This is a genomic window from Citricoccus muralis, from assembly GCF_003386075.1.
GTDB classification, from domain to species: domain Bacteria; phylum Actinomycetota; class Actinomycetes; order Actinomycetales; family Micrococcaceae; genus Citricoccus; species Citricoccus muralis.
The window spans coordinates 1,588,237-1,601,303 of sequence record NZ_QREH01000001.1; the positions used below are offsets into that span (position 1 = coordinate 1,588,237).

Annotated in this window: 11 protein-coding genes; 5 read left to right on the plus strand and 6 right to left on the minus strand. The window is 66.6% G+C overall.

Annotated elements, in window-relative coordinates:
• The first annotated feature begins 218 nt into the window (after positions 1-218).
• On the plus strand, positions 219-1,067 hold the full coding sequence (locus C8E99_RS06965; RefSeq protein WP_115931675.1) for a patatin-like phospholipase family protein: 849 nt from the start codon (positions 219-221) through the stop codon (positions 1,065-1,067).
• Between the two features lie 132 nt (positions 1,068-1,199).
• Complete coding sequence (locus C8E99_RS06975) at positions 1,200-2,135, plus strand: macrolide 2'-phosphotransferase (protein WP_115931677.1); 936 nt, start codon at positions 1,200-1,202, stop codon at positions 2,133-2,135.
• 106 nt (positions 2,136-2,241) lie between these two features.
• Here C8E99_RS06975 and C8E99_RS06980 read toward each other — a convergent pair whose 3' ends face one another.
• The gene (locus C8E99_RS06980) at positions 2,242-3,054 is read right to left on the minus strand and encodes an alpha/beta fold hydrolase (RefSeq protein ID WP_115931678.1); all 813 of its coding nucleotides are present in this window, start codon (positions 3,052-3,054) and stop codon (positions 2,242-2,244) included.
• A 67-nt stretch (positions 3,055-3,121) separates the two neighbouring features.
• On the opposite strand from C8E99_RS06980, the gene C8E99_RS06985 reads away from it, so the two are divergent.
• Complete coding sequence (locus tag C8E99_RS06985) at positions 3,122-5,035, plus strand: BCCT family transporter (RefSeq protein ID WP_115931679.1); 1,914 nt, start codon at positions 3,122-3,124, stop codon at positions 5,033-5,035.
• Here the strand turns inward: C8E99_RS06985 and C8E99_RS06990 are convergent.
• Both C8E99_RS06990 and C8E99_RS06995 read right to left on the minus strand, forming a co-directional pair.
• Positions 4,999-5,973: an SRPBCC family protein gene (locus C8E99_RS06990; RefSeq protein WP_115933296.1), complete on the minus strand. Its 975-nt coding sequence runs from the start codon at positions 5,971-5,973 to the stop codon at positions 4,999-5,001. The genes C8E99_RS06985 and C8E99_RS06990 overlap by 37 nt on opposite strands.
• A gap of 2 nt (positions 5,974-5,975) precedes the next feature.
• Positions 5,976-6,386 carry an ArsR/SmtB family transcription factor gene (locus C8E99_RS06995; protein ID WP_115933297.1) on the minus strand — a complete coding sequence of 137 codons (411 nt, stop codon included), beginning with the start codon at positions 6,384-6,386 and terminating at the stop codon, positions 5,976-5,978.
• Between the two features lie 266 nt (positions 6,387-6,652).
• Between C8E99_RS06995 and C8E99_RS07000 the strand changes: the two genes are divergently transcribed.
• Complete coding sequence (locus C8E99_RS07000; protein ID WP_115931680.1) at positions 6,653-7,519, plus strand: SurA N-terminal domain-containing protein; 867 nt, start codon at positions 6,653-6,655, stop codon at positions 7,517-7,519.
• Between the two features lie 28 nt (positions 7,520-7,547).
• Here C8E99_RS07000 and C8E99_RS07005 read toward each other — a convergent pair whose 3' ends face one another.
• Both C8E99_RS07005 and C8E99_RS07010 read right to left on the minus strand, forming a co-directional pair.
• Positions 7,548-8,318, minus strand: a complete 771-nt coding sequence (locus C8E99_RS07005) for an SCO1664 family protein (RefSeq protein WP_115931681.1) — start codon at positions 8,316-8,318, stop codon at positions 7,548-7,550.
• Positions 8,319-8,345: 27 nt separating this feature from the next.
• Entirely contained in the window at positions 8,346-9,044 is a 699-nt protein-coding gene (locus C8E99_RS07010) for a histidine phosphatase family protein (RefSeq protein ID WP_115931682.1), read from the minus strand.
• A gap of 276 nt (positions 9,045-9,320) precedes the next feature.
• Here C8E99_RS07010 and C8E99_RS07020 point away from each other — a divergent pair, with 276 nt between their 5' ends.
• A complete protein-coding gene (locus tag C8E99_RS07020) occupies positions 9,321-10,889 on the plus strand; it encodes a sigma 54-interacting transcriptional regulator (RefSeq protein ID WP_170144546.1) in 1,569 nt (522 codons plus the stop codon).
• Positions 10,890-10,924: 35 nt separating this feature from the next.
• On the opposite strand, the gene C8E99_RS07025 is transcribed toward C8E99_RS07020, so the two are convergent.
• Complete coding sequence (locus C8E99_RS07025) at positions 10,925-12,868, minus strand: HNH endonuclease signature motif containing protein (protein WP_147301190.1); 1,944 nt, start codon at positions 12,866-12,868, stop codon at positions 10,925-10,927.
• Positions 12,869-13,067 lie beyond the last annotated feature (199 nt).

Here is a 13,067-nt window from a genome sequence, read left to right on the forward strand (position 1 = left end):
TGCTCCTAGTTCTCAGGGCGGTGTCGTTCTCGGGCGGTGTCGCGCCCCATTCAGGGTGGTTCAGGCTGTGACAGGATGTTCAGGCTATGACACCAGCATGTTCTCTCGTGGCGAGGGCCGCGCCTCCGATCCTGCGCATCCAGGCGGACAGCTCAACGAGACCCAGGGCACGAAACCGGGGCCTTGGACCGTCCAGATGACCGGAATACAGTCGAGGTGTGAGAGCGACATCCTCAGGAACCGCATTCGTCTTCGCGGGCGGAGGCGTCCGCGGTGCCGTGCACGTGGGTCAGTTGAGGGCCCTGTTCGAGCGTGGCATCACCCCGGACCTGATCGTCGGCACCTCCGTCGGTGCCATCAACGGCGCCGTTGTGGCCCGCGACCCGCACCCGGACGTGGCACACGAGATGCTCCAGATGTGGCAGACGGACGAGGCCCGGGCCGTCTTCGGCCAGTCGTGGAGCCGCCAGGCCGGCCGGGTGATCCGCGGCCGCACCTACACGCTGTCCGCCAAGCCCCTCGTCGACCTGATCTCCATGCACTTCCCGCCCCGCACCCAGATCGAGGACCTCGACCTGCCCTTCGTCACGGTGGCCACCTCGATCGAGCGGGCGGCGGAGCGCTCCTTCGACACTGGACCGCTGGTGCCCGCCGTCGTCGCCTCGGCCACGGTACCGGGCCTCCTGCCGCCCGCCGTGATCGATCATGAGCACTACTTCGACGGCGGACTGGTCGCCTCAGTGCCCCTGGGTCAGGCCGTCCGTCGCGGGGCCACGACGATCTATGTACTCCAGGCCGGCCAGCTCGACAAGCAGATGACGGTCCCCACCTCCATGGTGGAGACGCTCAACGTCTACGTGGACATCACCCGCCGGCACAGCTTCACCCACGCCCTGGAGCACGTCCCCGAGGGGGTCACCGTCTACGTGCTGCCCACCGGTGGCAAGCCCAAGGTCCACGGCCTCAAGGCGCTGATGTCACTCGAGCACACCGCGGAGCGGGCCGAACTGGCCTACCAGGCGACCTCCGTGGAGCTCGACCGGATCGCCGGCATGCACCCGGCGTAGACATCTCGTCTTCCTCTCTCCCCTTTCTCCCCTTTCTCCCCTTTCTCCCCTTTCTCCCCTCTCTTCCTTTCCGCTTCCGCCCCACTCGCCTCGGGCCGTGACAGGACGGGCCGGGGATGCCACGGTGGAGGGATGCGCAGTCCTGACCTGACCACATCACTGTTGGACCTCGCGGCGACCCACGGCTTCGATCTCGACCCGTCCACGCTGTCCATCAACGAGATGGGCCTCGACTTCCGCGTGGCCCTGGCCACCACAGCGTCCTCCAGCGCCACCAGTCCGAACGAGGCCGCCGGGGAACGCTGGGTCCTCCGAATCCCGCGCCGCCCAGATGCCCTGAAGCGAGCCGCGGTCGAATCCCGGGTCCTGGACCTGATCGGACCGCAGCTGTCCGTGGCCGTACCCCAGTGGCGCGTCCAGGCCACCGACCTCATCGCCTATCCGGCCCTGCCCGGAGAACCCGGGCTCACCCTGGACCGTGACGGCGCCCCCGTCTGGCACCTCGACGTCTCCTCCGAGCGGTATGCCCGGTCCCTCGGGGCGTTCCTGGCCGAACTGCATGCGATCGATCCCGCCGAAGCCGCCGCGGCCGGCGTCGAGGTCCTCAATCCGGATGAGGTGAGGACCCAGTGGGCGCAGGACATCGCGCGGGTGGGTGCCGAGTTCGAGGTGTCCCCCGCACTCCAGGACCGCTGGTCTGCCTGGCTGGCGGAGGACAGTTTCTGGCCGGCATTCTCGGTCGTGACCCACGGCGAGGTGTACCCGGCCCACACCCTCGTGGTGGACGAGGAGATCACCGCGGTGCTGGATTGGACGACGGCGTCCGTGGGCGATCCGGCCAAGGACTTCGCGATCCACCACGCCGTGGTGCCCCCGGAGGTGTTCGCCGCCACGCTGGATGAGTATGTCCGCCGCGGTGGGCGCACCTGGCCCCGGCTGGGTGATCACGGCGCGGAGATCATGGCCGCCGGCCCGGTGGCCTATGGATTGTTCGCCCTGCAGTCCGGAGTGACTGAACACCGGCAGGCGGCACAGGCCCCGCTCAATCCGGAGGTTGCCGCCGGCTGAGGTTCACGAGGCGGTGCAGGTTCACGAGGCAGTGCAGGTGGACGTGGCGGTGCAGGTCGACGCGCGGACGGCGGCCAGGGCCGGCGTCGAGTGTTCACCGTGATTCTCAGCTGTGTTCCAGGAAGCCGCGAAGGACCTCGACGAACTTCTCCGGTGCCTGCGAATGTACCCAGTGGCCCGCCTCGCGGATCGTGACCTTGTGGGTCTTGGGGAACAGGGCCCGCATGGTGGCGGCGTACTCATCGCGGATGTAGTCCGAGCGGCCGCCGGCCACCCACAGCACGGGGCGCTCAAAGGCGGCCCCGCCGGTGTCCGGGAAACCGCCGATGGTGTCCAGGCTGGTCCGCAGCAGCTCCAGGTTCGGCTCCCACGTGTAGCCGTCCGGCCCGCTGCGCAGGTTCTGCAGCAGGAAAAGCCGGGTGGTGTCCCAGGGGATGGGGTCCTTCAGCGCCTCGTCGGCGTCGGACCGGCGTTCGATGGCGCTCAGGTCCACGGCGGCCAGGCTGTCCAGCAGGTGTGAGAACTCGCCCTCCGCGCCCCCGGCCTGCGTGGGTGCGATATCCACGACGATGAGCCGGGAGACCAGGTCCGGGTGCCGCAGTGCCAGCACCATGGCCACCTTGCCGCCCAAGGAATGCCCGACGACGGCCACGGGCCCGTCCGCGGCGACGCCGGCCCTCAGCGTTTCGGCCACTGAATCGGCCATCTGCCGGTAGTCGACCACGTCGGTCCATTCGGACTCGCCGTGGTTGGGCAGGTCCACCAGCAGGCTGAGGTACTCCGGTGCCAGGTCTTTGGCGATCCGGGCGAAGTTCTTGCCGCGGCCGAACAGTCCGTGCAGGAAGACGATGCTGTCCCGGGCGGTCTCGGCATCGCCGATGCGGGTGGTGTGCAGGGTGCTTGCGGGAAGGTCGGACACGGTCCGAGCCTAGCCCCGTGGACCCTTCAATAGGCTCCACATTTCCGGCCGGTTTAGGGTGGAGACCATGTCATCACTGGAATCCACCGGCGGAAATCCGCCGGGCACGAGCGAGAACACGACCGAGACAACGACCGAGAAACGGCCGAAGGACAGCGACGCCGGCACCGAGAATCAGTACAGCACGCGGCTCATCCCGTGGGTTCTGTGGCCCACGCTGATCATCATCGTGCTGTTCGTCGGTGTGACGATTGCCTTCCCCGAAGCCATGGAATCCGGGATCTCTGCCGTCCAGCAGACCGTCATCAGCAACTTCAGCTGGTGGTACCTGATCCTGGCCTTCGGTTTCGTGGCCTTCTGCATCTACCTCGGGTTCTCCCGCAAGGGCAACATCAAGCTCGGCCGGCCCGAGCACGAACCCGAGTTCTCGACCCTGTCCTGGTTGTCCCTGCTCTTCGCGGCCGGCATGGGCATCGGCCTGGTGTTCTATGGCATGACCGAGCCCCTCATCCACTTCGCCACGCCCCGGCCCGGTCTGGAGGCCACCGACCCCTCCACGGGCGCCATGGCCGAGGACGCCCTCGCTCTGACCTACCTGCACTGGGGCCTGCAGCCCTGGGCCATCTACGCCGTCGTCGGGCTCGCCATCGCGCACGCCATCCACCGGCGCGGACGGCCACTGTCCATGCGCTGGGCTGTCGAGCCCCTCATCGGTGAGAAGGCGACCCGAGGCGGGTGGGGCCATACTATCGACAGCTTCGCCCTGATCGGCACCGTCTTCGGCGTGGCCACCTCACTCGGACTGGGCGTCACCCAGATGGCGGCGGGCCTGCGGTCCATGGGTGTCGTCGGCGAAAGCGACCTCTGGGTCGAGTACGCCATGATCGCCGTCGTCACCGGCTTCGTCATCTGGTCCGTGGTGTCCGGCGTGAACCGCGGGATGAAGTGGCTGTCCAACACCAACATGATCATCGCCGCCGGCCTGGTGCTGTTCCTGCTCATCGTGGGGCCGACCCAGTACCTGGCCAAGGAGATGGTCCAGACCTTCGGCCACTACCTGCAGAACTTCATCGGCAACTCCCTCAACTCCTCCGCCTTCTACGGCGCCGAGGGCGATGCCTGGCAGGCCAGCTGGTCCACGTTCTACTGGGCCTGGTGGATGTCCTGGACCCCGTTCGTCGGTGTCTTCATTGCGCGCATCTCCCGCGGCCGCACGGTCCGTGAGTACCTGCTGGGTGTCATCCTGGTGCCCACCCTGATCTCCGTGGTCTGGTTCGGAGTCCTGGGCGGCACCGCCATCTTCTACGAGAACACCCGGCCCGACTGGTACACCTCGGTGGTGGGCTCCGACGGCTCCGTGGATGTGAATTCGGCGCTCTTCCAGGTCCTGGAACAGCTACCGGGCGGTGCCGTCCTGGTGGTCGGCGCGATCCTGCTCTCGGCGATCTTCTTCGTCACGTCCTCCGACTCCGGCTCACTCGTGATGGCCATGATCGCCACGGGCGGCAACCCCGAACCCCCGAACCGCATCCGTGTGATGTTCGCCGTGGCCACCGCGGTGATGGCCGCAGCCCTGCTGCTGGCCGGCGGACTGTCCGCCATCCAGACACTGGCCATCACCATCGGCCTGCCATTCACGATCCTCATGGTCCTGATGTGCATCGCCGTCTTCAAGGCGTTGCACGTCAATGTCCAGCGGACCGAGGCCATTCGCCGGATGGCGTTCCTGGCAGACATCTCCGACCGCTTCGGCTTGGAGAGCGACGACGACGCCGTGGACTCCGGCCCCGTCTCGGCCAACACATGGTGGTCCTCCCTCAGCCGCGAAAGGCAACGGGAGATCCACCAGCGCGTCGGGCCGCACACCGGGCGGCGCGTCCGCCAGGCGGCCGGCACGGCGGGAGAACCCAGTCAGGACGGCGCCGCTCAGCCGGACAACATGTCTCAGCCGGACAACACCTCCGATTCCAACCGCGCGTAGCTGGTCTCCATCCCATCTGCCATGCCGGTAGCGAGGATGGTTTCCCGTAGCGCCTCGTCCGGATAGGTGACGAGGAGGGACAGGAGGGTGCCGCCGTCGACCGGTGTGAGCGTCAGCTCATTGGTCGTGGTGGTCTCCTCCTGGCCGATCATGGCCTCGGTGGTGACCGATCGGTGCGGTGCCTCGATCTCGAGGACCGTGCCGGTGAATCCGAAGCGGTCCTCGCCACCCTCGCGCTCCCATTCGTAGCGATAGGTCTCCCCCACCGCTGTGCCGACCTCGCACACCGGCATGGTCCAGCCCTCCGGTCCGAGTTGCCACCTGCGAAGCAACTCAGGGTCATGATGGGCCTTCCACACCTCGTCGACGGTGCCGCGGATGACTCGGCTCAGCCGGGCCTGATGGTCCCCGATCAGCTGGGTCTTCACGGCTTGGCCGGCAGCGAAGGACTGCAGATCCGCCACCACGGCATCGATCTGGCTCATGGCCGAGAGCGTGCCCTCTTCCATGCCCATCTCGAGGATCTGCTCCAGGTCCGCTGCGGAGTTGAAGTGGGTGGTGTGCACCAACCGAGAGCCCTCAGCGGTCTCCTCGAAGGCGAACACCATGCGCATGACGGGTGATCCGAGGTCCCGGCTTCCGTCTTCCTTGCTGAAGCCGTCCAGGACCTCAAAGGACCGCCCCTCGGCGACGGCGATGAACTCGAACCAGGCGGCCGAGCTCTCGCCCTCCGGACCGGTCATGTAGTACTGCGATGCGCCGCCCGGATACATGTCGTGCCGGGTGAAGGTGGCCGGCCAGCCCACGGGTCCCCAGAATTTCTCGAGCTGGCGAGGATCGGCGTAGGCGTCCCAGAGCCGGCGCACGGGGACGGGAAAGTCGGCCACAATGGTCATCGTCATGGCCTGGGGGTCTTTGGAAACGTTGGTGACGGGCATGGTCATGCCTTTCGGATGGGGCTTTCGGGCTCCGGGCCAGGCTCGTCCGACAGTAGGGCGTCGAGGCGCCCGATCCGTTGGCGCCACAGCTGTTCATAGCGGTCCAGCAGCTGTTGGGCCCTGCGGACGGTGTCCGGATCCCCACTGACGAGCCGCTCGCGGCCCTTCTTGTTCTTCTTCACGAGACCCGCCGATTCGAGGACGGAAACGTGCTTCTGGACGGCCGCGAACGACATGTCGTAGTCATCGGCCAGCACGGAGACGGACAGCGGCTCCGTGAGGGTCCGGCTCAGGATGTCCCTGCGGGTGGAGTCGGCGAGGGCTTGGAAGATTCGGTCCACCTCGTCCTCGTCCAGTTGCCGCCAGGAAACCTCAGGGCCAGACGTGACGTCGGCTGCTCTATGTACAACCATGTGGTTGTACATTAGTGAGCTCCGATGGACCCGTCAAGAGCTTCTGTGCCGCTGAAAGGTTCTGCGCCGCTGAACGCGGCGCCGGAGGGAGGGTCTCATTGTCCTGCAGCCAGTCGGGCAGCCGGTCGTGCAGCCAGTCGTGCATCCAGGCGTACAGCCAGTCATGCAGGCAGCTCACCTGAACATTGACTGGTCACTGCCTGACCGCGTTACCCAGGCTCGCTTGCTACGTTGCCTAAGCCACCATCGAAAGGACGGTATTCGCTGTGCCACTCAACACGCGATCCAGTGCACGATTCAGCACGAGCAAGAAGCTCCTGACCAGCGTCGCCCTGGTCGGTTCCCTGTTCGGTCTCGCCGCGTGTGGCGGCGGCGGCGACGCCGAGGGCTCCGCCGAGGCTGACAGCAGCCAGGGCGCCAGCGCTGGGGCCTCTCAGCCCGCCTCAGAAGGTGCCCAGGCGGCTCCCGAAGATGCCCAGCCGTCCATGCCGGAACCGGACGTCGAGAATGTCCCGGACGTCGTGGCCACGGTCAACGGCGAGGAGATCACCGGGGAGGAATTCACCGCAGCCTATCAGGCACAGTTCCAGCAGATGGCCATGCAGTCGCAGATGTCCGGCCAGGAGATGAACCAGGACGAGATGAAGAAGCAGCTGGCCGAGTCCCTGGTGGGCACGGAGTTGTTGGTTCAGGACGCAGCGGAGCAAGGCCACTCGGCCAACGAGGAAGACGTCAACGCCTTCCTGGAGGAGACCGCGAAGTCCAGTGAATTGGCCTCAGTGGACGAGCTGATGGCTACGTTCGAGGAGCAGGGCTATCCCGAGGATCAGGTCCGCGCTGACGCCCAGAAGCAGCTGATGCTGGACAAGTCCATCGCGGAGATGGACATCCCGGACCCCTCTGACGAAGAACTCAAGGAGCTCTACGACTCCTCGATCGCAGCCCAATCCGAGGCCCAGGGAGGCGCGAGCGCCCCTGCCGAGGGCGGCGAAAGCGCGCAGCCTGAGACCCCGTCCTTCGAGGAGCTCAAGCCTCAGCTGCAAGAGCAGGTCAAGTCCCAGAAGGAGAATGAGGCCCTGACCCAGAAGATGGAGGAACTCCGCGAGGGAGCCGACGTCGAAGTGAAGCTCTAGTCCGCTTCACCCCGCCACGGGGCTCGGTTCACACCAGCGGCCACGGGAACCTCATGCCGGTGGGATCCACCGGGAGCACCTGCTCCTGAAGCAGGTGCTCCACCCGTTGCTGGAGTGCCGCTGCCTCAAACCACGTGAGGTGTTCGGCCAGTGCCGCAGGCACCTCATCGGCGAGCGGGGCGACGTCGGCCAAGAGGCCGGCGTCGATCCGTTCCCCGGCGAAATCCCAGATCACCGTGCGCAACTTGAACGGTGCGGCAAAACAGAGCCCGTGGTCGATTCCCCACAGACGACCGTCAGTGCCGTGCAGGACATGCCCGGCCTTCCGGTCGGTGTTGTTGGCCACGAGGTCGAAGACGGCCAAGCGTCGCAGCTCGGAGAGGTGGGCGGGATCGCCGTCGACCAGTGTGAAGTAGTGCTCGGCCGGGTCATGGTCGACGAACAGCTGCAATGAACCGACGCCGTAGGGACCTTCCTCCCGGATGACGGTCGGCGGAACCACACCCCACCCCAGCGACTCGCTGAGCAGGAAGGCGGCGCGCTCCCGGCGATACAATCCGGGCGGAAAGTCCCTCAGGGGCCTTTCGCCCCACTCCGGCTTGTAGATCGCCCAACACCGCTGCGTTGCGGGTGACGAACCAGGCTCGTCGGCGTCGTTGACGACCTCGACGAGAAATGTCTCATTACTGCTGTGGGCCAATTGGCCCAGGAGCCGGATTGAGCCCCGTTCGAGCAGATCGATGTCTCGTTCAACGCATCGTGCGTCACGCTGTCCATCCCATCCGCCGATCTCGTCCATGACTCGTTGCCTCCCCCGCCCGGACGCCTACGACGCCCTGAGTTGAGCCAGGGTGTCCTGCGTCGAGTTGACGGTGAGCACCACAGGATCTCGTCCGTCTTGGTAGGACAGCGCGGAGACAGAGCAGGGGCCGATACTCAACCGCTGGAATCGGTCCAGAGGCGTGCCCATGGCATCGGAAACGGCCACTCGAATGGGGTCCGCGTGGGAGAAGCACACGACTGTCCCACCATCATGGGAGTGCCGTAGACGCTCCAGGGTGGCCGTCATCCGGTCCCTGATCTCCACGAAGCTCTCCCCCGCCGGGAACCTGAACGCCGAGGGGCGTTGCTGAACGGTCTTCCATTCGGGCTTGCGGTACAGGTCGGCGAGCTGGGCTCCTGTCCAGTCGCCGAAGTCCCCTTCCAACAACCCGCCGTCCTCAAGAACGGGCACCCCGGTACGAGCCGACGTCGGGCGCGCCGTTTCGAGGGTTCGCTCCAGGGGTGAGGCATAGATGGCGTCAAGCGGCAGCACCGCGAGCCGCTCGGCGACCCGGCCGGCCTGCTCGACCCCGGCTTCTGAGAGATGCAAGCCGGGCGCACGACCTGGCAGCACCGTCCCAGTGGTCGGCGTCTGACCGTGCCGAACCAGCAGGATCAGGGTGGTCGGGGCCTGTGGTGGGGATGACTGCGTTGGTGGGGATGACTGCGTTGGCGGGGGTGACGGCGTCTCGTCTCGTGGCATCACGGCCAGCTTAGGCGGGCGACCTGGAACAGTCACGGCGTGGACACCATCCGCCCACGTGTTCACCATGGGGCTTGGTCCCCAGTGGGTCCGGGCTGGTCCGCAGTGCGTCCGGGCTGGTCCGAAGCGGGTCCGGGCTGGTCCGAAGCGGGTCCGGGCTGCTCCGATGCGGTTCCTGGCGCGATTCAGGCCCTCCTTTGATGTGGGCCTTGATGTGGGCCTGTGGACGATCCGGGTCTCTGTACGCGCTGGGCTGCCGCCGATAGCGTGAGCATCATGGCCACTGTTCCTGATCCCACGCCGCCCACGACCTTTTCGCCATCGGCGACCTCGCCTGAGACGGCCCCGCCCTCCATCGGCACCCTCGCCGAATTGCGCGCCGCCGGCCACGAACTGCGGTCCTTGCGGGAGGAGATCCGCGCCAACCTCCTGGCAGCCCTGGCCGCCGGTCGGAACCCGTGGCCCGGACTGCATGGCTTCGACCGCACGGTCATTCCCCAGCTGGAGCGAGCCCTGATCGCCGGGCATGACGTTGTTCTGCTGGGTGAACGAGGCCAGGGCAAGACCCGGCTGCTGCGGACCCTGAGCGGATTGCTCGACGAATGGTCGCCGGTGATCTCCGGGTCCGAACTCAACGAGCACCCCTATGAGCCCCTCACCTCTGAGAGCCGGGCCCGGGCCGCGCGCGACGGCGGCCGCTTGCCCGTGGCGTGGCGGCACCGTTCCGAGCGGTATGTGGAGAAACTCTCTACGCCGGACACCTCCGTGGCCGATCTGATCGGTGACGTGGACCCGATGCGAGTGGCCGAAGGCCGCCGCCTGGGCGACCCGGAGACGATCCACTATGGGCTGGTCCCCCGGTCCAATCGTGGGATCGTCGCCCTCAACGAGTTGCCAGACTTGGCCGAGCGGATTCAGGTGGCCCTCTTGAACGTCATGGAGGAACGGGACATCCAGATCCGGGGTTACGTGCTGCGCCTGCCCCTGGATGTACTGGTGGTCGCCTCCGCCAACCCGGAGGACTACACCAACCGTGGCCGCATCATCACTCCGCTCAAGGACCGCTTCGGAGCAGAGATCCGCACTCACTACCCCCTTGAGCTGGCCCACGAGATCGCGGTGATCCGGCAGGAGGCACGACTGACCGCGGAGGTCCCGGACGTCGTCCTGGAGATCTTGGCCAGGTTCACTCGAGCGTTGCGTTCCTCGAGCGCAGTCAACCAGTCCTCGGGAGTCTCGGCCCGCTTTGCCATTGCCGGTGCCGAGACCGTCGCCGCCGCAGCCCGCCATAGGGCGACCGTTCGAGGCGACGAACCGGTGGCACGCCTCGTGGACCTGGAATCCGCTGCGGAAGTGCTCGGTGGCAAGATCGAATTCGAGTCGGGTGAGGAGGGCCGGGAAGACGAGATCCTCGAACACCTGTTGCGGACCGCGACCGCCCAGACCGTACGCGAACATTTTGCCGGCCTCGACTTCGCACCGCTGGTCGACGCCTTCGATGGGCACCGCACCACCACCGGCGAACGCGTGACCGCGGCCGAGTTCCTGGCGGATCTGCCCGAACTCGAGGACCCAACCTTGTACGACGAGATCGTCCAACGGCTGAGCGCCATGGCTACCCGAGATTCCACCCTGCAGACGGACGCCGGAGGAGGCCTCACCGCAGGCGTACTCGCAGCAGGAGACCTCACAGCCGGACACCCCGCCGAAGATCAGAGACCGGACGCTGCTGCCGGGCAAGCCCTCGGGCATCGGGCCGGCGCCATCGAGCTGGCCCTCGAGGGCCTGTACCTGGCCCGTGAACTCTCCAAGGAGTCCGACGACGGCCAGACCGTCTACGGCTAAGGGTGCCGCTGGCCACCCCACCGCATCGAACCGGATCACGCCGCACCCTGCTGGTCGGCTTCGCCATCCCTTTCACCATCGCTTTCGCCTTCGCCGCCTTCGCCGCCTTCGTCCGGAAGTTTCTGACCATTCGTGGTGGTGGAGTTACTGGAGCCCGTCCGCCAATAGTGATTGCGACGCGGCGTCTGGGTGGGGTCGTGATAGGGAGCCGGAATGAACCACGGAATCCCGTCGACAACCTCGATCTCCCAGGCTCCGGCATGCACGGCATGGTGGTGATGCGAGCAGAGCAGGACTCCGTTGTCCACACTGGTGGGACCGCCGTGTTCCCAGTGCTGGATGTGGTGCGCTTCGCACCACGGGGCATAGATGGAACAGTCCGGTGCCGCGCAGCCGCCGTCTCGGGCCGTGATCGCCCGTCTGAGCTTGCGCGTGAAGAGCCGTTGGGACCGCCCCACGTCCAGCACCTCTCCCTTGCCGCCGAGCACGATCGGGATCAGGTCACTGTCACAGGCCAGCTGCCGGATCATGGCCGGACTCACCGGCCCGGTATAGGCAGCCTGGGAGAGTAGGTGACCGGTGGCTTCCGGCGGAACGGTGGCTTGATGCTCCCGGAACTGTCCGGCCAGGGTCTGGTAGTCGATCGTCACCAGCACCTGGGGCCGTGACCCACCGCCAGGGTCCGACCAGTCGGTGCCCACGGTGCCCTCTGCACCGTCCCTCGACCACTGTGTATGCGTCGAAGTGAGGGCCATGGCGCCGGTCAGGGCGCTCACCAGACCATCGAGCCGTTTCTGCGCCAGACTGCGTGGGTCCAGAGCCTCCATCTCCAGGACCTGGCCGGTCCAGGGTTCCGCAGCGGCGGCAGTTCCCGGGTCAGCCGCTCTTTGAGTCGACGTGCCATCCTCGTACCCTGTCAACGCACCGGAGTCGGTTTCTGTACCCGTGCCCTCGCCCTTGCGCGGGTCTTTGCGAGGATTGGTGGCATCGGCGGCGATGGTCTGCAGGACCTCATGCTGGAGATCCGTAGCCATCAGCAGCCACCGATGCAGGTTGGCCTGGCCCCTACCCTGGTAGAACAACCCTTGAGCTGCGCTGGACTGGGCGTCCGTCGGTTCCAGACCATCCGGATTGACCAACGCATCAAAGCGCTGGCGCCAGTGCGAGCAGACCTTCTTCACGGTTTCAGGATCCGACTGGCAGGCATGTCCGACGAGGATCCGCTCCCCTTCCGCGACCAGGCCGTGGACGACGTCTGGATCGGCACCGGCCAGCCCAGCATCCCGGACAGCCTCAGCCAGGGTCGCCGCCACGGTATCCACCGAGGCCGAATCCATGGTTGCCTCCGCCACGGCCCGAGCCAGCTCCGGCATTTCCGGAGCGACCACGGCATCGGGTTGCAAGCTGGTCGGGTCGTGGCTGGCCAGCACGCACTGTGCCCGCGCCACTCTCTTCTTCGCCTCGACTCGGTGGATCCGCAAGGTCTGCCGGAGATAGTCCGCGCCATTGCGGTACGCGGTCTTGCCCTCCGGTATCCCCAACACCTCACGCCGGGTGGCGTGGAGGTCGAAGACCCGATCCGTATGCCCCGCCAATCCGGTCCGAGCTGAATCGAGCCACCGGGACAGTTCCTCCACCTGAGCCAGGACGGTCGGCAAGGACGCCGCCGTTGCCTGGCCCTGATGGATGTCAGTACCGGAATCGGTCGCCGTCTCGCCGGGTGCCTCGTCGGCGCCGTGGACATCCTCGCCGGGTGCCTCATCGGCAACATGGGCATAGAGGCCCCACTGCGCCGACCGATCCACCTCTGGCTCGTCAGCGAAGCGGTCGAGGTACCCCAGCAGGCCAGGGTCAGTGGCCCGTGCCGCCACCTCCTCCACCAGCACGCGGGCGACTGCCAGGAGTTCGGGCAGGTCCAGAGAGGACGCACCGTCCTGATCGATCAACACCGTCCTTGCCACCCCCCCGTTTGTCCCCATGCCGGTCCTGCTCATCCATGTCATGCCCGCCATCCATGTCATGCCCGATGACGATTCGCCGGCTGTTCCACAGGTGAGAGACCGTCGATCGATGCCTATCGGGTTGACTAGTACACCTATTCGAACACGGTGCACGGACGTGGTAAGAGGCCTCGCCCTTCCCGTGCGGACAACCCTCCGAGCAGGGGAGGCCTGTGCA